The sequence below is a fragment of the Kribbella sp. NPDC004875 genome, from assembly GCF_042873375.1.
Lineage (GTDB): Bacteria > Actinomycetota > Actinomycetes > Propionibacteriales > Kribbellaceae > Kribbella.
This window is the reverse complement of the sequence record NZ_JBIALI010000001.1, coordinates 793,325-816,915: the sequence shown is the minus strand read 5'-3', so window position 1 is coordinate 816,915 and position 23,591 is coordinate 793,325. Positions and strand designations below refer to the sequence as shown.

Below are 23,591 nucleotides of genomic sequence, written 5' to 3'. Positions count from 1 at the left end.
GTGCATGTTCTTGGGCATGAACAGGAGATTGGCAGTAGCCGCCGCCGCGCGGGGCGGCTGGTTCACCCGAGCCGACGCGCTCGCCGCCGGGTACAGCGCCAGCGGGCTGGAGCACCGGTTGCGCACCCGGCAGTGGCAGCGGCTGACCTACAACTCGTACGTCGAGCCTCGGGACTGGCCGCCGGACGAGCCACCGTGGGATCGCTCGCTGCGCCTGCATCGGTTGAGCGTGCGGATGGCCTACGAGCGGCTGCGTGATGTCGTGGTCAGCCATCAGTCGGCTGCGGTTCTTCATGGCTTGCCGATCTGGGGGATCGACCTTGCGAAGGCGCACTTCACCCGCCCGGTGACGGGTCGTGGGCGAGCAGGACGACACGTGCGGCTGCATCGGTCGCCGGTGGCTGCGGACGAGGTCGTCGAGTGTGCCGGTCTGCGAGTGACGCGGGTCGAGCGGGCGATCGTGGAGACGGCGGGCGGCACGTCGTACGAGGTCGGTGTGGTGCTGGCCGACGCGGCGCTTCGGCTCGGTCTGACGACACCGGAGCAGCTCGAAGCCGTCGTGCGGCGTCATCAGCATTGGCCAGGTACGGCGGCGGCGCGTGCGGCTGTCCTGTTCGCGGACGGGCTGAGCGAGTCGGTCGGCGAGTCACGACTCCGCGTACTGATGGCGAATCACGGTCTGCCCACGCCGGAGCTGCAGGTCGAGATCCGTGACGAGACCGAGCGACTGATCGGTCGCGTCGACTTCCTGCTCGGCGGGGTCCTCGTGGTGGAGTTCGACGGAGCTCTGAAGTACGACGCCGGCGCAGACGTCGTTCGCGCTGAGAAATGGCGCGAGGACCGGCTCCGCGAGCGCGGCTACGGCATGATCCGAGTCGGCTGGTCCGATCTCAACCAGCCCCACCGCACGGCTGACCGGCTCTGGCGGGGACTACGTGGACAGGCGGCGAGGACCTCGGACAACCAATAGCTTGTCCGAGGTCCGCAATGGGGGTGCGTGGTCAGTGGTGGAGGAGGTCGCCGTCGATCCAGACGGCCTGGACGTCGGCGGGGGTGCCCAGGGTGAAGATTCGGGCCAGGGCCTCTTCGGTGTCTTCGGCGTGGGTGATGGCTACCGCTAAGGGGGAGCCTTCGCTGGGGCGCAGGAGTTGGGCGTCGAAGCGGTGGCCGACGGAGAGGTGGCCGACCTCGGGGAGGTCGAGGACCTCGGCGCCGGCGGTGGTGGACAAGTAGAGGAGGTGGGCGGCGGTCAGCGGGCGGCCCTGATCGCCGAGGAGTTGCTGGCAGAAGTAGGCCTGCAGGCCCTCCTTCAGCAGCGAGAAGCCGGTGCCGGCGCCGACGTCGGAGCCCAGAGCGACGCGTACGCCGTGCTGCAGGTGCCGGTGCAGCGGGAACAACCCGCTGCCGAGCGCCGCGTTGCTCGTCGGGCAGTGCGCCACCGCAGCTCCGCTCGTGCCGAGCAGCTTGAGTTCCACGTCGGTCGGGTGGACGTTGTGGGCGAGTACGGTACGGCGGTCCACCAAGCCGTGCCGGTCGTACGTCGTCACGTAATCGCTCCCGCCGAACAGGTCGGCCACGCTGGCGATCTCGGCCTCGTTCTCGTTGACGTGTGAGGTGAACAGTGCGCCGGGGATCGCGTCCATCAGTCCGCGGCAGGTCGCGAGCAGTTCGTCGGTGCACGAGAGCGAGAAGCGGGGCGTCACGGCGTACCGGTTGCGGCCGACGCCGTGCCAGTGGTTCGCGATCGCGAGTGATTCGGCGTACCCGCGGACCGGTGTGGTGAGGAGCTCCGGCCGGAGCAGGCGGTCGCTGAGGACCAGGCCGGAGGTGATCCGCAGACCGACCTTCGACGCGGAGCTGAAGAGGGCGTCGACCGCGTCCGCGTAGTGCGCGCCGAACACGAGTGCCGACGTCGTCCCCGCGGCCGCGAGCCCGCGGACGAACTCGTCGGCCACGCTCGCCGCGTACGCCGTGTCGGCCATCCGCGCCTCCTCCGGCAGCGCGTACCGGTCGAGCCACTCGAGCAACGGCAGCCCGAGACCGCCGACGGCGCGGATCTGCGGGAAGTGCACATGCGTGTCGACGAAGCCCGGGAGTACGACGCCGTCCCGCAGGTCCACGACCTGCTCGGCGGGATGTGCCTCGCGGATCTCCAGGAACGGGCCGCGAGCAACGATCATGCCGTTATCGACCAGCACCCCGGCGTCGACGGCGACCCGCAGGCCGGCGCCGGCGAACGGGTTCTCCGGGGTGTCGATGAACGTGCCACGGTAAAGAGTCATGCCTTCGCCTCACGATGAGCCGAGGCGGGGCGACGCTCGGCGGTGAACAGTTCGAGCAGCCAGGCAGCGACGCCGACCGCGATGACAGCCGGCTCCTTGCCGGTCACGCTGGGGATGCCGATCGGCGTGGTGATCCGGGCGATCGCTTCCGGGGTGTTGCCGTCCTCGGCGAGCTTGCGCTGGAAGCGGGCCCACTTCGCGCTGGACCCGATCAGCCCGATCGTCGCGAGCGCCTCGTTGCGGATCGCGGCGTCGCAGAGCGCGGCGTCCTCCGCATGGTCGTGGGTCATGATCAGTGCGTGCGTCCCGGGTGGCAGCTCACCGACGACCAGCTCGGGCAGGACCGGCACGTTGTGAACGTGGACCTGCGCGATCGCGTCGTCCAGCACGGCCAACCGATCCACGGTCAGCTGATCGGGCCGGGAGTCGACGAGATGCAGCTCGATGTCGTGCCGCGCGAGGATCCGGGCGAGCTCGAGGCCGACGTGCCCGACCCCGAAGATCGCCACCGACGGCACCACCGGCAACGGTTCCAGCAACAACCTCACCTCACCACCACAACACTGGACCCCATGCTGGTACGGCGCTTTGTCGGACAGCGCCGCCGTCAGCTCCTCAGGAACCGACGCCCCGTCGGCGATCATCGCCCGCGACCGCTCGACGGCCAACGCCTCCAAGTTGCCGCCGCCAACAGTCGCCCAAACGTTGTCAGCAGCAACAACCATCTTCGCGCCCGCCGCACGCGGTGCATGCCCGCGCACCGACATCACGGTGACGAGCACCCCAGGCCGACGCCCGGCCCGCAGGATCTGAATGGCCTTTACCCACTCCATGACACACCGCCTCGCGCGCGGTCGAGCGCCCAGTACACGGCCTCGGGTGTGGCCGGCGACGGGAGATCGACGCTGGTACCGGCCGGTCCGAACGCCGCCGTAGCCTGCCGCAACGCCTCGCGAACCGAGAACGCCAGCATCAGCGGCGGCTCGCCGACAGCCTTGGAGCCGTAGACGGCGCCTTCTTCGTGCGCCTTCTCCAGCAGGTGCACGTTGAAGACCGAAGGCATCTCCGAGAAGCTCGGCAATTTGTACGTGCTCGCGGCCTGCGTCGACAACCGCCCGCGCCGCTCGCCGGCACTCTCGTCCCACCGCAGGTCCTCGAGCGTCAACCACCCGGCGCCCTGGACGAACCCGCCCTCGATCTGACCGATGTCGATCAGCGGGCTCAGGCTGTCCCCGACGTCGTGCACGATGTCGACCCGGCGCAGCGTGTAGGCACCGGTGAACCCGTCGACCTCGACCTCGGACGCGGCGACGCCGTACGCGAAGTACTTGAAGGGTTCGCCGCGCATCGCGTTCGCGTCCCAGTGCAGTCCTTCGGTGCGGTAGAACCCGGCGGCCCAGAGCTGCACGCGCTGCAGGTAGGCCATCCCCACGAGTTCGTTCCAGTCGACTCCGTCGCCGGACAGCCCGCGGACGACGCCGTCGGCGAACCGGACGTCCGACGGGCTGATCCCGAGTTTCCCGCCGGCGACCTGGGCCAGCCGCTCCCGGATCTGTTCGCAGGCGTTCTTGATCGCGGCACCGTTCAGGTCGGCGCCGGACGACGCGGCGGTCGCGGACGTGTTCGGCACCTTGTCGGTCCGCGTCGGCGCGAGCCGCACCCGCGCCAGCGGTACGCCGAGTGTGGTGGCGGCGACCTGCAGCATCTTCGTGTGCAGTCCCTGCCCCATCTCGGTGCCACCGTGGTTGATCAGCACCGACCCGTCCTTGTAGACGTGGACGAGCGCGCCCGCCTGGTTGAACGCCGTCAGGTTGAACGAGATCCCGAACTTCACCGGCGTCAGCGCCAGACCGCGCTTCACGTGCGCCTGCGAGGCGTTGAACTCGGCAATCTCCGAAGCCCGCGCCTCGACCTCACCAACAGACAGCACCTGCGACCAGCACGACTCCAACCGGTCCGCGTGCCGCACCGGTTGCCCGTACGGCGTGGAGTCGCCCGGCTGGTAGAAATTGCGCCGGCGCAGGTCCAGGGCGTCGTACCCGAGAAGTGGGGCGCAGCGGCCGAGGATGTCCTCGATCACGAGCATCCCCTGCGGGCCGCCGAACCCGCGGAAGGCGGTCTGCGAGGTCTTGTTGGTCTTCGCGATCCGACCGTCGACCCGGATGTGCGGGACCTCGTACGCGTTGTCGATGTGGCACATCGCCCGCGCCAGCACCGGCTCCGACAGGTCGAGACTCCACCCGCCGTCCGCGGTCAGCACAGCGTCCAGCGCGACCAGCTTGCCGTCGTCGGAGAATCCAACGGTCCAGGACGAGTGGAACCCGTGCCGCTTGCCGGACATCGTCATGTCCTGCGTCCGGTTCAGCCGCAACCGCACCGGTCGCCCGGTCAGGGTCGCGCCCAGCGCGGCGATCGCGGCGAACCCGTGCGGCTGCATCTCCTTGCCACCGAACCCACCGCCCATCCGTAGGCACTGCACCGTGACCGAGTGGCTGGCCAGCCCGAGCACATGCGCGACGATCTCCTGCGTCTCCGACGGGTGCTGCGTGCTGGACTGCACGAAGATCTGCCCGTACTCGTCCACCAGAGCCAGCGCCGCGTGCGTCTCCAGGTAGAAGTGCTCCTGCCCGGCGAACTCGAACTCGCCACTGAACACGTGCGCCGCCCCCGCCAACGCCTCTTCGACGTCGCCCCGCTCCAGGTGCCGCCCGATGCCCTGGAAGCTCTCGGCCTCGATCGCCTCGCGAACGGTCACCAGAGACGGCAGCGGCTCGTACTCGACCTCCACCGCCAACGCCCCGAGCCGCGCCGCCTCCAGCGTCTCCCCGAGCACCCAGCACACCGCATGCCCGTTGAACATCACCTCACCCGGGAACAGTGGCTCGTCGTGTTTCACCCCCGCGTCGTTCACCCCGGGTACGTCGTCCGCCGTCAACACCCGCACCACACCGGGTACGTCGTACGCCGGCTTGGCCCGCAACGCGGTGACGCGAGCGTGGGCGTGCGGCGACTGCACCGGCCACGCGTGCAGGACGTCGCGGGTCCGCATCACCAGATCGTCGGTGTACAAGGCCGTTCCGGTGACATGCAGCGCGGCGCTCTCGTGCGGCAGCGGTACTCCGACCAGCGCGGCAGCGGGCCGTTCCGACAGCGAGCTCATGCGCCCACCCCCTCGAAGTAGAAACGCAGCAAGGACTGGCCGAGCATCGCCGAGCGGTACGCCGAACTCGCGCGGTGATCGTCCATCGGCGTACCCGCCGCGGCCATCACGCCCGCGGCGACCCGCACGGTCTCCTCGGTCCACGGCTTCCCGGTCAGCGCCGCTTCGGTCTCGCGGGCCCGCAACGGGGTCGCGGCGACCCCGCCGAGTCCGATCCGGACGTCCCGGACCACACCGTCGACGACCTCGACGGCGTACCCGATCGCGACGCTCGAGATGTCGTCGAAGCGCCGCTTGGCGACCTTGTGGAACGCGGTCATCGGTGCCAACGGCAACGGAATGACGATCGTCCGGATCAGCTCGTCGACCGCCTTCACGGTCTGCCGGTAGCCGGTGAAGTACTCCGCCAGACCGACGACCCGTTCGCCGCGGCGCGAGGCCAGGACCAGCGAGGCGTCGAGTGCGAGCAGCGCCGGCGGGGTGTCGCCGATCGGGGACCCGGTGCCGAGGTTGCCGCCGATCGTCGCGCCGTTCCGGATCAGCCGGGACGCGAACTGCGGGAACAACTGGGCCAGCAACGGGACACGACCGGCCAGGCGGCGCTCGATCTCGGTGAGCGTCAGCGCGGCACCGAGCCGGATCTCGCCGGGCCCGAAACTGAACTCACGCAGCTCCTCCAAGCGGTCGACGGCGATCGTCAGCGGCGGGCGGGATCCGAAGATGTTCACCTGCACACCCAGATCGGTCGACCCGGCGACGATCTGCGCCTCCGGTCGCTCGGCCAGCAGATCCAGTACGCCGTCGAGCGACGCGGGCCGGACGAACTCGCCCTCGTCCGAGACCAGACCGGTCGGCGCCGGGGCGGGGGCCGGCGAGTTGCGACGTACCGCCAGGGCGTCGTTCTCCGTCGGGTCCTCGAGGGCGTAGGCGGCGTCGCGGATCGGGCGGTAGCCGGTGCAGCGGCACAGGTTTCCGCTGAGCGAGTGCAGGTCGAAGCCGTTCGGCCCGTGCTCGTGATCGCCGTCGCCGGCTGCCCGGCCGGGGCGGTAGTACTCCGCCGCCATGCTGCAGATGAAGCCCGGCGTACAGAACCCGCACTGGGAGCCGCCGCGGACCGCCATCTCCTTCTGGACCGGGTGCAGTTCGGACGGCGAACCCAGTCCCTCCGACGTGATGAGCTCTTGGCCGTCCAGCGACGCGATCGGCAGCAGGCACGCGTTCACCGCGGTCCACTCGGTCGGCGCGTCGGTCCCGGGCCGGGCGACGAGCACCGAGCAGGCGCCGCACTCGCCTTCCGCACACCCTTCCTTCGCGCCGGTCAGGCCGCGGTCGCGCAGCCAGTCCAGCACGGTGGTGTGCACCGGTACGTCGCCGATCGCGGTGACCGCACCGTTCACGGTCAGGGCAGAGGTACGAAGGGCTTGCGTGGTCATCGGTTGCTGCTCCAACGGGTGCGGGCGCTGTGGATCGGGTTGGCGTCGGACACGAAGTCGTCGAACCGGTAGCCGGCGATCTTCGCGATCTCCAGCAGCGCGGCGGCATGCTCCTGGTTCTCGCAGTTGCCGAGCCGCTCGCGGCCCTGCTCGACGATCCGTTCGAAGGACTCCGCGTCCCGGACCGAGATCACCAGCGGGAACCCGAACCGCTCGCGGTACGCGTCGGTGATCGCGGTCAGCTCGTCGCGCTCCGGGTCGCCGAGGAACGTCAGGCCCTTGTCCGACTGGTCCCGCAGCGACGCCTCGCCGCTCAGGCCGTCGGCGACGAACTGCGATCCGAGCTGGGGATACGCCTGGATCAGTTCCAGTTGCTCCGCGCGGGACCCGGAGAACAGCGCCTCCTGGAACGACCGCCGGAGCGCGTGCGTGTCGGCGTACGGGCGCATGTCCCAGGCCCGCTCGACGGCCCAGCGCGGGCCCTGGAACAGGCTGCCGAACGTCTCGACGAACTCCTCGCGGCTCATCGTGTTGACCTGGTCGAGCCGGATGGTGTCACCCGGCTGCCCCGCCACGGCCGGACCGAAGTTCTTACCGACGTGGTGGAACAGGATGTTCAGGAAGATCGCGGTCAGGCTGCCGAGCGTGATGCCGCTGCCGAAGATGATCTCGGCCCAGTGCGGTACCGCCTGCGCGACCTGCGGCTGCGCGGTCACGTACATCGCCAGGCCGACGCTGGTCGCCACGATCACCACGTTCCGGTGGTCGTGGAAGTCGACCTTGGCGAGCGTCTGGAAGCCGACGACGGCCACCGTCGCGAACATCGCCAGCGCCGCGCCGCCGAGCACCGGATGCGGTACGCCGGCCACGATCGCCCCCGCCTTCGGCACCAGCCCGATCAGGATCATGATCCCGCCCGCAGCGGCGACCACCCAGCGACTGCGGATCCGGGTCAACCGGACCAGGCCGACGTTCTCCGCGAAGCAGGTGTACGGGAACGAGTTGAAGACGCCACCGATCGTGGTCGCCAGACCGTCGGCCCGCAGTGCCCGGGCGATGTCCTCGCGGCCGATCCGCTTCTCGACGATCTCGCCGGTCGCGAACACGTCACCGGTGGTCTCCACCGCGGTGATCAGCATGACCACGACCATCGAGATGATCGCCGCGATCGAGAACTTGGGCCAACCGAAGTAGAACGGCTGCGTCACGCCGACCCAGGACGCGTCGCCGACCGCACTGAAATGCGCGTCGCCGAACGCCCAGGCCACCAGCGTCCCGGCCACCAGCCCGACCAGGACGGCGATGGTCGCCATGAACCCCTTGAAGACGCGCTGGATCAGGACGATCAGTGCGAGCGTGCCGAGGGCGTAGGCCATGTTCTTGCCGCTCGTCGGAGCCGCGTCCGGGCCGGCGCCGCCGACCGCGTCGCCGGCCGCGACCGGCAGCAGCGCGAGACCGATGATCGTGATCACCGAGCCGGTCACCACCGGCGGGAAGAACCGGATCAGCTTGCTGAAGAACGGTGCGATGAAGAAGGTGGCCAGACCGGCAACCAGGACGGCGCCGTAGATCACCAGCAGACCGTTGGTCCCACCACCGGCCGCGAGACCGATCGCGATCATCGGCGACACCGCGGTGAACGTCACGCCCTGCAGCAGCGGCAGCCGGACGCCGACCTTCCAGAACCCCACGGACTGGATGATCGAGGCGATCCCGCAGGTGAAGAGGTCGGCGTTGATCAGGTGGATGAGCTGCTCGGTGGTGAGCCCGATCGAACCGGCCAGCAGGATCGGGACGATCACCGCCCCGGCGTAGAACGCCAGGACGTGCTGGGTGCCGTACACGGCCAGCTTGCCGGGCGGCAGCACCTGGTCGACAGGATGACGGCTGGCGCGGCGGGACGGTCGCAGGACTGTCTTCATCGGGACACGCTCCTCGGGTTTGACCTGCCCCGAGCATCGACTTCCTACGGCCGCGATGGCACCCGACGAACGTCCGAAGATGAACCGCCCGTGAACAGTCCGCTTTGTGTGATCACACAATCAGATTGATTTGAGCGCCAGGAACACGTCGACCCGGTCCTCGAGGGTCGACAGATCGCGTCCGGTCAGTTGCTCCACGCGTTCGATCCGGTAGCGAACGGTGTTGACGTGCAGGTGTAGCGACTCCGCCGTACGGGTCCACGAGCAGGAGCACGCGAGGAACGCCTGGAGCGTGCTGAGCAGGTCGGCGTGGGTACGGCGGTCGTGCTCGAGCACCGCCCCGAGGACGCGGTTGGTGTAGGTACGCCGTACGTCGTCCGGCAACGTGGCGAGCAGGAGCACGTGTGACGCGACCTCGTCCGACGTCACGACCGAGACCGGGGCCCGGCCGGCGCCCGCGGCGCGTTGCGCGAAACGGGCCTCCTCGACGGCGCCGGCGAGCGCGTCGACGGTGGTCTCGCCACTGATCCCGACGGCGAGCCGGGCCCGCTGAAGTCCGGGTCCGAGCCGGCCGAACGCGCGGCGCAGATGCTCGGGAAGCTCAGGCGTAGACGGCAGGAAGCCGATCAGCAGACCGTCCCGGCCGGGTGCGACGACGGCCGGCCCGACCGTCAGCGCGACGTCCTCGAGCAGGCTCAGCGCGACCTCGCTCGGTCCGTCGTCGCGAAGCTCGGCGACCGCGACGACCATCGGCCGTTCCGAGTGCGCGCCCGCCTGCCGGAGCCGCGCGGCGACCTCGGCCTGCGGGGCGCCCGACTCGACCAGGGCCAACGCGTCGGCGACCAGCGGGCGGAGCGCCCGGCGGCCCTCGTCCCGCCGGGCCCGGTCCAGCGCGGCGATCGCGCACAACTCGTGCACGGCTTCGACATGGTCCCGCGACCACTCGGTGTGGTCACCCTCGATCACCAGCACCCACGCCGTCAGCCGGTTGCCGAGCCCCGACCCGACCGGGAACAGGCTGTACGACGCGTCGATCGTCAGCGCGAGTGCCGGCGTACGGTCCGCCGTCAGGAACTTGCGGGTCACCGCGTCGACGGCCGCCGCGTCGAGCTCACCCGGCCCGGGTACGACGTGGCGCCCGGTCGAGGTCAGCACTCGGCAGTCGTGCCCGATCTCGGCGGAGATCCGGGCCGCCAGTTCGTCGAGACTGCGGCCGGCCGCGATCGACGACAGCAGTTGCCGCTGCCGCACCAGGCTCGCCGAGAGCCGCGCCCCGGTCTCGGCCGAGCCCGCCGCCGCCACGTATTCCGTGACGTCGGCGAAGGCGATCTCGACCGGCACCTCGATCAACGTCACCTCGTGCCGCTGACAGGCCTGCACCAGATCCGCCGGTACGTCGCCGAGCTGCGCCTTTCCCGCCAGGATCGTCGTCGCGCCCCGCGCCGCCATCGAGCTCACGAACACTTCGCTGTCCATCGGCCGCCGCCGCCAGACGAGCCCGGTCAGCACCACCTCGCCGCCGTTCAGGTACCGCCCCGGCTCCAGCAGGTCGGTCGTCACCAGCCGGCCGATCGGGCGATCCAGCGTCCCGCCGGCCGAGTGCAGCAGCCGCAGCCCGAGCTCCGGCGCATCCAGCAGTTCCGCCAGTAACACGCCGTACCTCCCAGGTCCGTCGCTTTAGAGGAACGTACAACGCGCGCGCCCGCACACGAAGCGTCCGCCCCGCGCATCCTGCGCATCCCGCGCTCGCCGCCGGCCCGGCTGCTCGGCGTTTTGGGGGTTCACCACCCGGCTTGCCCCTTCCTGCTCCGCATGCGTGCTGTGAAGGGGCGCGGGCGAGGGTTAACCACTCAAACCTCGCCCGGGCGGTGCCTTGACGGCTGGTGGTGACACGCTTATCGTCATTTCGCGAAGCAGAAACAAGATTCCGCAATACGGAAATTGGAGTCGGGATGAGTCACCATCTGCGGTTCACGGTGAACTGTTCGCTGCTGTTCACCGAGTTGCCTCTGCTGGAGCGGCCGGCCGCGGCGCGGCGGGCCGGGTTCGGCGCGGTCGAGTTCTGGTGGCCGTTCGTCGAGGCCGTGCCGCCGGACCGGCAGGTCGACGCGTTCGTCACCGCGGTGACCGACGCCGGCGTCCAGCTGACCGGCCTGAACTTCTTCGCCGGCGACATGCCCGGCGGCGACCGTGGCCTGGTGTCCTGGCCGAAGCGGTCCAGCGAGTTCCGCGACAACGTCGACGTCACCGTCGGCATCGGCGAACGCCTCGGCACCCAGGGCTTCAATGCCCTGTACGGCAACCGCGTCGACGGCGCCGCCGAGCGGGAGCAGGACGACCTCGCGGTCGAGAATCTCGCCCTGGCCGCGCAGGCCGCCGCCCGGATCGGCGCCACGGTCCTGGTCGAGCCGGTCAGCGGTGCGGACCGGTACCCGCTGACGACCGCGGCCGACGCGCTGACCGTGATCGATCGCGTCCAGGCGGCGTACGACGTACCGAATGTCGGACTGCTCGCGGACCTCTACCACCTCGCGGTCAACGGTGACGACGTCGACCGGGTGATCGCCGCGCACACCGAGCGGGTCGCGCATGTCCAGATCGCCGACGCCCCGGGCCGCAACGAGCCCGGCACCGGCACGCTCCCGCTCGACCAACAGCTCACCGCCCTCGAGGCGAACGGCTACGCCGGCTGGGTCGGGCTCGAGTACAAGCCGTCCACCACCTCAGAAGCAAGCTTCGGCTGGCTGCCGTTCGAGCGCCGCTGACCTTCCCCAGGAGACGACGAAATGACGAACATCGCCTTCATCGGCCTCGGCATCATGGGCAACCCGATGGCCGTCCACCTCGCGAACGCCGGGCACACCGTGGCCGGCCTGGACCGCACCCCGGAGCGGGCCGAGGCCCTGGTCGCCGCCGGCGGCCGCGCGGCCGGCTCGATCGCCGACGCGGTCAAGGGCGCCGACGTGATCTGCGTGATGGTGCCCGACTCGCCCGACGTCCAGGACGTCCTCGAGGGCGACAACGGGGTCTTCCAGAGCGCCGAGACCGGCGCCCTGATCATCGACTTCTCCAGCATCCGCCCGGACGTCACCCAGCAGCTCGCCGAGCAGGCCCGCGCGCTCGGGTTCCGGCTGCTCGACGCCCCGGTCTCCGGCGGCGAGGCCGGCGCCAAGAACGCCGCGCTGTCGATCATGGTCGGCGGCGAGGCGGACGACTTCGCGGTCGCCAAGCCGCTGTTCGACGCGGTCGGCAAGACCGTCGTCCACGTCGGCCCGAGCGGCTCCGGCCAGACGGTGAAGGCGGCGAACCAGCTGATCGTGGCCGCGAACATCCAGGCCGTCTCCGAGGCGGTGATCTTCCTGGAGGCGTACGGCGTCGACACCAAGGCGGCCCTCGAGGTCCTGGGCGGTGGCCTCGCCGGGTCCACGGTGCTGAACCAGAAGAAGGAGAACATGCTGTCCCGCTCCTTCGAGCCCGGGTTCCGGATCGACCTGCACCACAAGGACATGGGCATCGTCACCGCGGCCGCCCGCGAGGCGGGAGTCGTCGTACCGCTGGGTGCCCTGGTGGCGCAGCTGGTCGCGTCGGCCCGCGCGAACGGCGACGGCGGTCTTGACCACTCGGCGCTGCTCCGCGGTGTGGAGCGCCTGTCCGGAAAGGCGAACTCATGACCCGGATGCGGGCGGTCGATGCCGCCGTACTGATCCTGGAGAAGGAAGGGTCGACGCAGGCGTTCGGGTTGCCCGGCGCCGCGATCAACCCGTTCTACAGCGCGATCCGCGACCACGGCGGCATCAAGCACGTGCTCGCCCGCCACGTCGAGGCCGCCTCGCACATGGCCGAGGGATACACCCGGGCCAAGGCCGGCAACATCGGCGTCTGCATCGGTACGTCGGGACCGGCCGGCACCGATATGATCACCGGCCTGTACTCCGCGGCCGCGGACTCGATCCCGATCCTCTGCATCACCGGCCAGGCACCGGTCGCGAAGCTGCACAAGGAGGACTTCCAGGCCGTCGACATCTCCGCGATCGCCAAGCCGGTCGCGAAGTGGGCGGTCACCGTGATGGAGGCCGCGCAGGTCCCGGGCACCTTCCAGAAGGCGTTCCAGGTGATGCGCGAAGGCCGTCCGGGTCCCGTGCTGATCGACCTGCCGCTGGATGTGCAGCTGGCGCAGATCGACTTCGACATCGACACCTACGAGCCGCTTCCGGTTTCGCGCCCGGCCGCCACCCGCGGTCAGGCCGAGAAGGTTCTGACGATGCTGAACGCGGCCGCGCAGCCACTGATCGTCGCGGGCGGCGGCATCATCAACGCCGACGCCGCGGACCTGCTGGTCGAGTTCGCGGAGCTCACCGGAGTTCCCGTCGTACCGACGCTGATGGGCTGGGGCGCGATCGCGGACGACCACCCGCTGAGTGCCGGGATGGTCGGTCTGCAGACGTCGCACCGGTACGGGAACGCGACGATGCTCGCCTCCGACCTGGTCCTCGGGATCGGGAACCGGTGGGCGAACCGGCACACCGGCGGGTTGGACGTGTACCGCGGCGAGCGGAAGTTCATCCACGTGGACATCGAGCCGACGCAGATCGGCCGCGTGTTCGCTCCCGACTACGGCGTCGTGTCGGACGCCCGCGCCGCCCTGCAAGTGTTCGTCGAGGTCGCACGCGAGTGGGCGGCCGAGGGCAGACTGGCCGACCGTACGGCGTGGGCCGCGGAGTGCCGCGAGCGCCGTACGACGCTGCAGCGCCGCACGCACTTCGAGACCACCCCGATCAAGCCGCAGCGGGTCTACGAGGAGATGAACCGTGCGTTCGGGCCGGACGTCCGCTACGTCAGCACGATCGGGCTGTCGCAGATCCAGGCCGCGCAGATGCTGCACGTCTACCGCCCGCGGCACTGGATCAACGCCGGTCAGGCCGGCCCGCTCGGCTGGACCGTGCCGGCCACGCTCGGCGTCGCGGTCGCGGATCCGGACAGCACCGTGGTGGCGCTGTCAGGTGATTACGACTTCCAGTTCCTGATCGAGGAGCTCGCGGTCGGGGCGCAGTTCAACATCCCGTACATCCACGTGGTGGTGAACAACTCGTACCTCGGCCTGATCCGGCAGGCGCAGCGGAACTTCGACATGGACTACTGCGTGCAGCTGTCCTTCGAGAACATCAACAGCCCCGAGGTGAACGGGTACGGCGTCGATCACGTGAAGGTCGTGGAAGGCCTGGGCTGCAAGGCGTTGCGGGTGTCCGAGCCGGACGGGATCCTGCCGGCGCTGGAGCAGGCCAAGAAGCTGATGGTCGAGCACCAGGTTCCGATCGTCGTCGAGGTCATCCTGGAGCGGGTCACGAACGTCTCGATGGGGGTCGAGATCGACAACGTGATCGAGTTCGAGGACCTGGCGGTGTCGCCGGAGGACGCCCCCACCGCGCTCGCGTTGCTGGACTGATGACGACCCCGAGGTTCGAGGGGTTCGAGGTCCGGATGGTCGTTGCCTCGGACAAGTTCAAGGGGACACTGACGAGCACCGAGGTCGCGGCAGCGGTCGGCGCCGGGGTACGACGAGTCTGCCCCGACGCCACCGTGATCTCGGTCCCGGTGGCCGACGGCGGCGACGGCACCCTCGCCGCCGCTGTCGCCGCCGGGTATCAACTGGTCCCGGTTGTCGCGTCCGGCCCCACCGGCGAACCGGTCTCTTCCGGCTATGCGCGCCTGGGCGACACCGCGGTCGTCGAACTCGCGGACGTGTCCGGTCTGGTCCGCCTCCCCGATGGCATCTCCGCCCCTCTCACAGCCACCACCTACGGCATCGGCGAACTCATCAACGCAGCGATCAGCGCCGGCTGCACACGCATCATTCTGGGCATCGGCGGCAGCGCCTCCACGGACGGTGGCGCCGGCCTGGTCCGAGCGCTCTGCGGGCAGGATCCGCCCACCCCGGCGCTCCGCGGCCCAGCTGCCTCCGCCGCCACGACCACCGGTCCCGCCGATGCCGGTTCGGCGGCTGGGGCCCCCGCTTCGGGCGAGGGCTTCGATCTGGTGGCGCTCCGCCGCCGCCTCCGTGGCGTGCAGGTGGTTGTCGCGTGCGACGTGGACAACCCGTTGACCGGTGCGCACGGAGCTGCGGCTGTCTACGGGCCGCAGAAAGGCGCGACGCCGGAGCAGATGGTCGAGTTGGACCGGCGGCTGACGCGCTGGGCCGACGTGGTGGCCGCGGAGACTGGCAAGGACCTTCGCGACGTACCGGGCGCCGGGGCCGCCGGCGGCGTGGGCTTCGCAGCGCTTGCGCTCCTCGACGCCGACCTCCGGCCCGGGATCGACCTCGTCCTCGACCTCGTCGGTTTCCGTGAGCAACTGAGCGGCGCCGACCTGGTGATCACCGGCGAAGGTGCCCTCGACGAGCAGACCCTGCACGGCAAGGCGGTCGCCGGTGTGGCGTCGGTCGCAGCCGGAATTCCAGTGATCGCTGTCTGTGGCGTGAACCAGCTGGAACCCTGGCAGCTGCGGGAGATCGGGGTGTCCGCGGCGTACGCGCTCACCGACCTGGAGCCGGACGTCCAGCGGTGTATCGCCGACCCGAAGCCGTTGCTCGAGAAGCTCGGGGAACGGATCGCAGTGCAGCACCTTACGATGACACGGAGCGAGAGAGGCATCGCATGAACGCTGTGGATCTGGTGATTCGCGCTCGGCGGGTGGTGCGGGCCGCGGGGGAGCAGGCGTGCGCGGTCGGCGTCCGTGACGGGCGGATCGTCGCGATCTCGCCGTACGGCGCCGAGCTCGCCGCGACCGCGGAGGTCCGGCTCGGCGACGACGAGGTACTGCTGCCGGGCCTCGTCGACTCGCACGTGCACGTCAACGATCCGGGGCGGACCGACTGGGAAGGGTTCACGTCCGCGACCAAGGCTGCGGCCCGCGGCGGCGTCACCACGATCGTCGACATGCCGCTGAACAGCATCCCGCCGACCTGCGACCTGCCGGCGCTCGCCCTCAAACGCAAGACCGCCGAGACCCAGGCGTACGTCGACGTCGGCTTCTGGGGTGGCGCGATCCCGGGCAACGTCTCGGATCTCCGCCCGCTGCACGACGCCGGCGTGTTCGGCTACAAATGCTTCCTGCTGCACTCCGGCGTGGACGAGTTCCCGCCGCTCGACGCGGACGAGCTCGCGGCCGCGATGGCCGAGATCGCGAGCTTCGACGGTCTGCTGATCGTGCACGCCGAGGACGCGCACCGCATCGACGAGGCGACCCCGCCGGACGGAGCGAAGTACGACGCCTTCCTCAACTCCCGCCCGCGCGCGGCCGAGAACGAGGCGGTCGCGCAGGTCATCCGGCTGGCCCGCGAGTACGACTGCCGCGTACACATCCTGCACGTCTCCAGCGCCGACGCCCTTCCGCTGATCGCCGACGCCCGCGCGTCCGGCGTCCGGATCACCGCCGAGACGTGCCCGCACTACCTGAGCTTCACCGCCGAGGACATTCCGGACGGCGCGACGCAGTACAAGTGCTGCCCGCCGATCCGTGAGGGCGCCAACCGCGAGCTGCTCTGGGAGGGCCTGCGGGACGGCACGATCAACCTGGTCGTGTCCGACCACTCGCCGTCGACGATCGACCTCAAGCACCTCGACACCGGCGACTTCGGCACCGCCTGGGGTGGCATCGCCTCGCTCCAACTCGGCCTGCCCGCCGTCTGGACCGAGGCCCGCCGCCGCGGCTTCACGCTGGCCGACGTGGTCCGCTGGATGTCGACGGCCCCCGCCGAGCAGACCGGCCTGCGCACGAAGGGCCGGATCGAGGTCGGGTACGACGCCGACCTCTGCGTACTCGCCCCCGACGAGACCTTCACCGTCGACGCGCGCCAACTGCAGCACAAGAACGCCATCACGCCGTACGACGGCCGCACGCTCACCGGCGTGGTCCGGAGTACCTGGCTGCGCGGCGCACCCGTCGACATCGACGTCGACCCGCGCGGCCGCCTGCTGACCCGAGGAGAACGATGACCTTCTACGCGCCGAAGGGCGGCCTGCCCGCGCAGACCGACCTCACCACCGACCGCGCGGTCTTCACCGAGGCGTACGCCGTCCTGCCCCGCGGCACGATGCGGGACATCGTCACCAGCCGGCTGCCGTTCTGGGACGACACCCGGCTGTGGGTGATCGCACGGCCGTTGTCCGGGTTCGCGGAGACGTTCTCGCAGTACATCGTGGAGGTCGCGCCGGGCGGTGGCAGCGACCGGCCGGAGACCGATCCGTCGGCCGAGGCCGTCCTGTTCGTTGTCTCGGGCAACCTTGTGCTGACCGTCGCGGGCGAGAAGCACACGCTGACCGAGGGCGGGTACGCGTACCTGCCGCCGGGTGGCGACTGGACGGTGCGGAACACCAGCGACTCGGCGGTGACCTTCCACCTGGTGCGGAAGGCGTACGAGCGGGTCGAGGGGATCGACGTACCGCCGGCGCTGGTCACCAACGAGGCGGACGTCGAGGGCCGGGAGATGCCGGACACCGAGGGGCGGTGGAAGACGCAGCGGTTCGTGGACCCGGACGACGTACGGCACGACATGCACGTCAACATCGTCAGCTTCGAGCCGGGTGGGGTGATCCCGTTCCCGGAGACGCATGTGATGGAGCACGGGCTGTACGTGCTCGAAGGTAAGGCGATCTACCTGCTGAACAAGGACTGGGTGGAGGTGCAGGAGGGCGACTTCATGTGGCTCCGCGCGTTCTGCCCGCAGGCCTGCTACGCGGGCGGTCCGGGCCGCTTCCGGTACCTCCTGTACAAGGACGTCAACCGGCACCCCAAGCTCACGCTCTGAGTGTTGAGTGGGGAGTTCTGCTGGTCGTTTCGGGCCGGTAGGACTCCCCAGTCGCTCAGTCGGTGATGCGGACCGGGCGCCGCGGGGCGACGAGGGGGTCCGTGATGAGGCGGGCGTGGCGTTCCACGTCGTACCGGGTGCCGTCGAAGGCGAGGCGTTCGCGTTCGATGCCCTCGGAGAGGAAGCCGGCGCCGGCCGCGACCGCGCACGAGGCGGGGTTGTTCAGCCGGTGGCCGAGCTCGAGCCGGTACAACCCGGCGTCGTGGTGCGCCCAGCCCGCGAGCGCGCGCAGGGCGTCCCGCGCGACGCCGTGACCGCGGACGTCGGCCAGCGTCCAGTACCAGGTCCAGCCGACCCGGTGCCGGTCGATATTGGTGACCGCGACGCATCCGATCGGGTGGTCGTCGGCGTCCGCGACGGCGTACACGTGCCCGTTGTCGAGGTCCGCGACCCGCCCGATCCAGTCCACCGCGGACGCCCGGTCCACGATCCCACCCTGATGCGCCATCTCCGGATCGTCGTGCGCAGCGGCCAGCCGCAACGCATCACCCGTCCGCCACTTCCGCAGCCCCAGCTCCCCGAGCGCGTATCCCATCCAATGAAAATACCCCCGCCACAGCTCCCCGACCCCACCCCTCGGCGCGTTCCCACGACTCCCGATGGATGGCTGACGGAGCAGCCTGCGCCCCGCGTCCGCGTCCCGGCGCGTTCCTGCCGGTCTCGGACGGCTGGGAGAGGATAGGGCTATGGGATATCTGGAGTTCACGGATCAGGTTGTTGTGGTGACCGGGGCCAGTAGTGGGATCGGGGCCGCGGCGGCGGTGGGGTTTGCGGAGACGGGGGCCACGGTCGCGTTGCATTACCACCGCAACGAAGAGGGTGCGAAGCACACCCTGGGTGCGGTGCAGACCGCCGGCGGTACGGCGTCTGTGCACCAGGCGGACCTCGCGGACCCGAAATCCGCCGACGCGTTCATCGACGAGGTGCTCGCGCAGCACGGGCGGATCGACGTGCTGGTGAACAACGCCGGCGACCTGGTGAACCGGTCCGCGATCGCCGACGTACCGGACGAGGAGTTCCACCGGATCCTGGACGTCAACCTGACCTCGGTGTTCGCGCTCAGCCGGCGGATCGTGCCGGTGTTCCGCGAGCAGGGCAACGGGTCGATCATCAACGTCACCTCGATCGCCGGGCGGACCGGCGGCGCCGGCGGCTCGGTCGTGTACGCGACCTCGAAGGGCGCGGTCAGCACGTTCACCCGCGGGCTCGCCAAGGAGCTCGCCCCGGAGGGGATCCGGGTGAACGCGATCGCGCCCGGCGTGATCGCGACGCCGTTCCACGACCGCCACACCGGCGACGCCCAGATGCAGGCGATGCTGGCCACCATCCCGATGGGCCGTACCGGCACCCCGCACGAGTGCGTCGGCACGATCCTGTTCCTCGCCTCCGACCGGATGTCGTCGTACGTCACCGGGCAGATCATCGAGATCAACGGCGGCCAGCTGACGCCGTGAGAATGCGGACCTGCACCACTCACCAACCATCCGGTCCCACGCTCGGGTAGCCGTTCAGCACTCGGTGGAGCGGCGGTTGGTGAGTGGTGGGGGTCCGCCTTACCGCGAGAGCGTGCGGAAGCGGTGGGCGGACAGTGGCAGGAAGACCGCGGTCAGCAGCAGCGGCCCGATGATCGCGGCCACCTCCGCGTGCGTGCCGATCCAGGTGGCCGTCGCCGACGGGTCAGGGTTGCCGAACAAGGTGCGCGCCGCGGTCGCGGTGGCCGACAGCGGGTTCCACTGGGCGATCGTGCCCAGCCAGGCCGGCATCGTCGACGTCGCGACGAACGCGCTGGAAAGGAACCCGATCGGCCAGACCACGACCTGCACCATCGTGACGCTCTGCGCGTTCTTCACCGTCAGGCCGATGAAGATCCCGACCCACAGCAGCGCGAACCGCAGCAACAACAGCAACCCGAAGGCGGCCAGAGCCGACAGCAAGCCCTCGTGCCATCGCCACCCGAGCGCGAGCCCGGTCCCGACCAGCACGACCAGTGTCACCACCGAGTCCAGCATGTCGGCGATGCACCGCCCCATCACCACGGCCGCCGAACTCATCGGCAACGACCGGAAGCGATCCGTCACCCCCTTCGACACGTCGGTGGTGACCGCGGTCATCGTGCCCTCCAGCCCGAAGAGCATCGCCAACGCGAAGATCCCGGGCACCAGCAACTCGTAGTACGACGAACCCTCGGGGGACTCCATCGCCCCGCCGAGCAGCGCGCCGAACATCAGCAGCATCAGCACCGGGAAGAACCACGTGAACACCACGATCCCCGGCTGCATCCGCCAGTGCGTCAGCGTCCGCCGCGCGATCGTCCAGCTGTCCGCGAGGGCGTACCCGAACCCGGCAGCGCCGATGATGCGCTCGCTCCGCTCGCTCATGCCGCCACCTCCGCTCCGGTCAGGTGCAGGAACACCTCGTCCAGCGTCGGCCGCCGCAACGTGATGTCCTCCGGTTCGATTCTTGCCTCATGCAACGAGTTCGCCATCACCACCAGCGCCTTCGTCCGGTCCTTCACCGGCACACTCACCCGTACGTCGGTCACCCGGATCTCGCCGTCCGCCAACGGTCCGGCCAGGTCGACCACCCGCCGTACGTCGGCCGGATCGGCGAGCACCAGGTCGAGCCAGTCCGACCCGAGCTGCGTCTTCAGCTCGTCCGGCGTTCCCTCCGCGACCACCTTCCCCGCCTTCAGCATCGAGATCCGGTTCGCCAGCTGATCCGCCTCCTCCAGGTACTGCGTCGTCAGCAACACCGTCGTACCGCCGTCGACCAGTTGCCGTACGGCGTTCCACACCTCGATCCGCCCGGCCGGGTCGAGCCCGGTCGTCGGCTCGTCCACGAACAGCACCCGCGGCGCCACGATCAGGCTCGCCGCGAGGTCGAGACGCCGCCGCATGCCGCCGGAGTACTTGCTCACCGCCTGCCCGGCCGCCTCGGTCAGGCTGAACTGCTCGAGCAGCTCGTCCGCCCTGCTTCTCGCCTTCTTCAGATGGTTCAGCCGCCCGAACATCACCAGGTTCTGCCGCCCGGTGAGTACTTCGTCCACAGCGGCGTACTGCCCCACCAGCCCGATCCGCCGCCGGACCTCGGCTCCTTGGCGGCGTACGTCGTACCCCGCGATCGTCGCCGTACCGGAATCCATCTCCAGCAGTGTGGACAGGATCCGCACCGCCGTCGTCTTGCCGGCGCCGTTCGGGCCGAGCAGGCCCGTCACCGTGCCGGCCGTGACCTCCAGGTCGAAGCCGTTCAGCCCCGCACCCGCCGTGCCGCCGCGGTAGTTCTTCCGGACACCGGCGGCCTCGATCACTCGTTCCGTCGTCATTCCCACCTCTCGGGTCGTTGAGCCGTAGAGCGTACCGTACATTGTACGGCTCGGGTACGATGCGGACAACGACGAGCGGCGGAAGAAGGTTCCGGTGGCGGGAAGAAAGGCGGCGGCGCCGGATCCGGCGCGCAGTCTGGCGCTGCTCTGGGGCAGCCACACGAAAGCCGGCCGGTCCGGTCTGACGGTGCGCGCGATCGTGGCCGCCGCGGTCGAGCTGGCGGACGCCGAGGGCCTCGAGGCGCTCTCGATGCGGATGGTCGCCGAGCGGCTGAAGGTCGGCACGATGTCGCTCTACACGCACGTCCCCGGCAAGGGTGAGCTGACCGACCTGATGTTCGACCAGGTGTACGGCGACCTGTACGCCGACGTCGACGAGCCGGCCGGGCAACCCGGCGGCTGGCGCGGCGCGCTCGAGTTCATCGCGCGCCGCAACTGGGAGATCCTGACCGCGCATCCGTGGATCCACGAGGTCCCGACGATGCGGACGGCGTTGGGGCCGAACATCACCCGCAAGTACGAGGCCGAGCTCCGGCCGCTGGACGGTCTGGGGCTGACGGACGTCGAGATGGACTCGGCGCTCGCGCTCGTCCTCACCCACGTCCAGGGCACGGCCCGGGCCGGCGCCGAACAGCTCCGGCTGCAGCGGGACTCGGGTCTGAGCGACGAGGAATGGTGGCGTCAGATCTCGCCGACCCTCACGACGGTGATGTCCGGCACGCACTTTCCCACCGCCGGCCGGGTCGGCACGGCGGTGGGTGAACACTTCCAGTCCGTCGTCGACCCGGCCCACGCCCTGACCTTCGGCCTGGCCACGATTCTCGACGGACTGGCGAAGCTGATCGACGAACGATCAGCCGTTCAGTAGGTCCTCGAACGGCGTCGGGTTGTCGAACGGGTCGGTCCGAGCCGGGGTCTCGTTGTGCAGTGCGGCCACCAGCTCGCCCGCGGCCTGCGTGATGCGCGGCCGCAGACCGGCGGCGTTCGGACCCCAGTCCGTCGACGCCGCGTAGACAGCGGTCGGAACCGGTAGCGCCTTGAGGTAGGCGAACAGCGGGCGCAGCGCGAACTCCAGGACCAGCGAGTGCCGTTCGGTCCCGCCGGTCGCGGCCAGCAGGACGGGCTTCCCGGCCAGCGCCTGGTCGTCGAGCACGTCGAAGAACATCTTGAACAAACCGGAGTACGACGCACTGAACGTCGGGCTCACCACGATCAGCGCGTCCGCGCCGGCGACCGTCTCCAGCACCTCGCGCAACGAGGCGGAGGGGAAGCCGGTGAGCAGGTTGTTGGTCAGGTCGTGGGCGTGGTCCCGGACCTCAATCAGTTCGATCCGCGAGTCGATCCCGCGACCGGACAGCTCGTCCCGCACGGCGTCCGTCAACTGGTCGGCGAGCAGCCGGGACGACGACGGCGTCGTCAGCCCGGCCGTCACGACGGCGATGACCTTCTCGTTCATCGGGTCCGCTCCTCGGCGGTCGGCTCGGCCACGGCGGCCGGCTCCTCGATCGTCTCGAGGTCGCGGGCACGCTCGGCCGCGGCCTTCAGTGAAGCATGGGTCGGTGCGTCCGGCACGTGCGCCGGCTTCAGTGCGGCGAACTCCTTCCGCAGTACCGGAACGACCTCTTCGCCGAGGATGTCCAGCTGCTCGAGCACCGTCTTCAACGGCAGCCCGGCGTGGTCCATCAAGAACAGCTGCCGCTGGTAGTCGCCGACGCTCTCCCGGAAGGTCAGCGTCCGCTCGATCACTTCCTGCGGGCTGCCGACGGTCAGTGGGGTCTCCCGGCTGAAGTCCTCCAGCGAGGGCCCGTGCCCGTACACCGGCGCGTTGTCGAAGTACGGCCGGAACTCGCGCACCGCGTCCTGCGAGTTCTTCCGCATGAAGACCTGGCCGCCGAGGCCGACGATCGCCTGGTCCGCGGCGCCGTGTCCGTAGTGCTCGAAGCGCCGACGGTACAGCTCGATCATCTGCTTGGTGTGCGACATCGGCCAGAAGATGTTGTTGTGGAAGAACCCGTCCCCGTAGTACGCCGCTTGCTCGGCGATCTCGGGCGAGCGGATCGACCCGTGCCAGACGAACGGCGGTACGTCGTCCAGTGGCCGCGGCGTCGACGTGAACCCCTGCAGCGGCGTACGGAACTTGCCTTCCCAGTCCACGACGTCCTCACGCCACAGCCGGCGGAGCAACGCGTAGTTCTCGACAGCGAGCGCGATCCCGTTGCGGATGTCCTGCCCGAACCACGGGTACACCGGACCGGTGTTGCCGCGCCCCATCATCAGGTCCACCCGGCCGTCGGCCAGGTGCTGCAGCATCGCGTAGTCCTCGGCGATCTTCACCGGGTCGTTGGTCGTGATCAGCGTCGTCGAGGTGGACAGAATGATCTTCGACGTCTTCGCGGCGACGTACCCGAGCTGCGTGGTCGGCGACGACGGAACGAACGGCGGGTTGTGGTGCTCACCCTGCGCGAACACGTCCAGGCCCACTTCCTCGGCCTTGAGCGCAATCGCCACCATCGCCTTGATCCGCTCACCCTCGCTGACCGTGACCCCGGTCGTCGGGTCCTCAGTCACGTCCCCAACGCTGAACACCCCGAACTGCATCCGTCTCTCCT

The 23,591-nt window shown here is 69.9% G+C and carries 20 protein-coding genes; 9 read left to right on the top strand and 11 right to left on the bottom strand.

What is annotated here, in order from left to right; genetic code table 11:
- The first annotated feature begins 16 nt into the window (after positions 1 to 16).
- Entirely contained in the window at positions 17 to 970 is a 954-nt protein-coding gene (locus tag ACFYRH_RS03785) for a hypothetical protein (protein ID WP_387767590.1), read from the top strand.
- 31 nt (positions 971 to 1,001) lie between these two features.
- Here ACFYRH_RS03785 and guaD read toward each other — a convergent pair whose 3' ends face one another.
- From guaD to ACFYRH_RS03755, 6 genes are all read right to left on the bottom strand, one after another.
- Positions 1,002 to 2,282 (bottom strand): guanine deaminase, encoded by a 1,281-nt coding sequence (guaD, locus tag ACFYRH_RS03780; RefSeq protein ID WP_387767587.1) that lies wholly within the window; start codon positions 2,280 to 2,282, stop codon positions 1,002 to 1,004.
- Positions 2,279 to 3,115, bottom strand: a complete 837-nt coding sequence (gene xdhC, locus ACFYRH_RS03775; RefSeq protein WP_387767584.1) for a xanthine dehydrogenase accessory protein XdhC — start codon at positions 3,113 to 3,115, stop codon at positions 2,279 to 2,281. The genes guaD and xdhC overlap by 4 nt, the downstream gene beginning before the upstream one ends.
- Entirely contained in the window at positions 3,103 to 5,442 is a 2,340-nt protein-coding gene (gene xdhB, locus ACFYRH_RS03770; protein WP_387767581.1) for a xanthine dehydrogenase molybdopterin binding subunit, read from the bottom strand. Before xdhB ends, xdhC begins: the two co-directional genes overlap by 13 nt.
- Positions 5,439 to 6,875 (bottom strand): xanthine dehydrogenase small subunit, encoded by a 1,437-nt coding sequence (locus ACFYRH_RS03765; RefSeq protein WP_387767578.1) that lies wholly within the window; start codon positions 6,873 to 6,875, stop codon positions 5,439 to 5,441. Before ACFYRH_RS03765 ends, xdhB begins: the two co-directional genes overlap by 4 nt.
- Positions 6,872 to 8,797: a 2-oxo-4-hydroxy-4-carboxy-5-ureidoimidazoline decarboxylase gene (uraD, locus tag ACFYRH_RS03760; protein ID WP_387767575.1), complete on the bottom strand. Its 1,926-nt coding sequence runs from the start codon at positions 8,795 to 8,797 to the stop codon at positions 6,872 to 6,874. The genes ACFYRH_RS03765 and uraD overlap by 4 nt, the downstream gene beginning before the upstream one ends.
- 120 nt (positions 8,798 to 8,917) lie before the next feature.
- On the bottom strand, positions 8,918 to 10,450 hold the full coding sequence (locus ACFYRH_RS03755) for a PucR family transcriptional regulator (RefSeq protein ID WP_387767572.1): 1,533 nt from the start codon (positions 10,448 to 10,450) through the stop codon (positions 8,918 to 8,920).
- Positions 10,451 to 10,749: 299 nt separating this feature from the next.
- On the opposite strand from ACFYRH_RS03755, the gene ACFYRH_RS03750 reads away from it, so the two are divergent.
- From ACFYRH_RS03750 to ACFYRH_RS03725, 6 genes are read left to right on the top strand one after another with little or no spacing between them, the layout of a single operon-like run.
- Positions 10,750 to 11,562 (top strand): hydroxypyruvate isomerase family protein, encoded by an 813-nt coding sequence (locus tag ACFYRH_RS03750; protein ID WP_387767569.1) that lies wholly within the window; start codon positions 10,750 to 10,752, stop codon positions 11,560 to 11,562.
- 21 nt (positions 11,563 to 11,583) lie between these two features.
- Entirely contained in the window at positions 11,584 to 12,468 is an 885-nt protein-coding gene (locus tag ACFYRH_RS03745) for a 2-hydroxy-3-oxopropionate reductase (RefSeq protein WP_387767567.1), read from the top strand.
- A complete protein-coding gene (gene gcl, locus ACFYRH_RS03740) occupies positions 12,465 to 14,240 on the top strand; it encodes a glyoxylate carboligase (protein ID WP_387767564.1) in 1,776 nt (591 codons plus the stop codon). Before ACFYRH_RS03745 ends, gcl begins: the two co-directional genes overlap by 4 nt.
- Complete coding sequence (locus tag ACFYRH_RS03735) at positions 14,240 to 15,451, top strand: glycerate kinase (RefSeq protein ID WP_387767561.1); 1,212 nt, start codon at positions 14,240 to 14,242, stop codon at positions 15,449 to 15,451. The genes gcl and ACFYRH_RS03735 overlap by 1 nt, the downstream gene beginning before the upstream one ends.
- A complete protein-coding gene (gene allB / locus ACFYRH_RS03730; RefSeq protein WP_387767558.1) occupies positions 15,448 to 16,788 on the top strand; it encodes an allantoinase AllB in 1,341 nt (446 codons plus the stop codon). Before ACFYRH_RS03735 ends, allB begins: the two co-directional genes overlap by 4 nt.
- Positions 16,785 to 17,600 (top strand): bifunctional allantoicase/(S)-ureidoglycine aminohydrolase, encoded by an 816-nt coding sequence (locus ACFYRH_RS03725; RefSeq protein ID WP_387767555.1) that lies wholly within the window; start codon positions 16,785 to 16,787, stop codon positions 17,598 to 17,600. Before allB ends, ACFYRH_RS03725 begins: the two co-directional genes overlap by 4 nt.
- 55 nt (positions 17,601 to 17,655) lie before the next feature.
- On the opposite strand, the gene ACFYRH_RS03720 is transcribed toward ACFYRH_RS03725, so the two are convergent.
- Positions 17,656 to 18,195, bottom strand: a complete 540-nt coding sequence (locus ACFYRH_RS03720) for a GNAT family N-acetyltransferase (protein WP_387767552.1) — start codon at positions 18,193 to 18,195, stop codon at positions 17,656 to 17,658.
- A gap of 151 nt (positions 18,196 to 18,346) precedes the next feature.
- On the opposite strand from ACFYRH_RS03720, the gene ACFYRH_RS03715 reads away from it, so the two are divergent.
- A complete protein-coding gene (locus ACFYRH_RS03715; RefSeq protein ID WP_387767549.1) occupies positions 18,347 to 19,114 on the top strand; it encodes an SDR family NAD(P)-dependent oxidoreductase in 768 nt (255 codons plus the stop codon).
- A gap of 99 nt (positions 19,115 to 19,213) precedes the next feature.
- Here ACFYRH_RS03715 and ACFYRH_RS03710 read toward each other — a convergent pair whose 3' ends face one another.
- Both ACFYRH_RS03710 and ACFYRH_RS03705 read right to left on the bottom strand, forming a co-directional pair.
- On the bottom strand, positions 19,214 to 20,038 hold the full coding sequence (locus tag ACFYRH_RS03710; RefSeq protein WP_387767546.1) for an ABC transporter permease: 825 nt from the start codon (positions 20,036 to 20,038) through the stop codon (positions 19,214 to 19,216).
- Entirely contained in the window at positions 20,035 to 20,982 is a 948-nt protein-coding gene (locus ACFYRH_RS03705) for an ATP-binding cassette domain-containing protein (protein WP_387767543.1), read from the bottom strand. Before ACFYRH_RS03705 ends, ACFYRH_RS03710 begins: the two co-directional genes overlap by 4 nt.
- A gap of 94 nt (positions 20,983 to 21,076) precedes the next feature.
- Between ACFYRH_RS03705 and ACFYRH_RS03700 the strand changes: the two genes are divergently transcribed.
- Positions 21,077 to 21,850: a TetR/AcrR family transcriptional regulator gene (locus ACFYRH_RS03700; RefSeq protein WP_387767540.1), complete on the top strand. Its 774-nt coding sequence runs from the start codon at positions 21,077 to 21,079 to the stop codon at positions 21,848 to 21,850.
- On the opposite strand, the gene ACFYRH_RS03695 is transcribed toward ACFYRH_RS03700, so the two are convergent.
- Positions 21,836 to 22,438 carry an FMN reductase gene (locus ACFYRH_RS03695; protein ID WP_387767537.1) on the bottom strand — a complete coding sequence of 201 codons (603 nt, stop codon included), beginning with the start codon at positions 22,436 to 22,438 and terminating at the stop codon, positions 21,836 to 21,838. The two genes, ACFYRH_RS03700 and ACFYRH_RS03695, sit on opposite strands and share 15 nt — an antisense overlap.
- Positions 22,435 to 23,580, bottom strand: a complete 1,146-nt coding sequence (locus tag ACFYRH_RS03690; RefSeq protein ID WP_387767535.1) for an LLM class flavin-dependent oxidoreductase — start codon at positions 23,578 to 23,580, stop codon at positions 22,435 to 22,437. The genes ACFYRH_RS03695 and ACFYRH_RS03690 overlap by 4 nt, the downstream gene beginning before the upstream one ends.
- Positions 23,581 to 23,591: the final 11 nt, after the last annotated feature.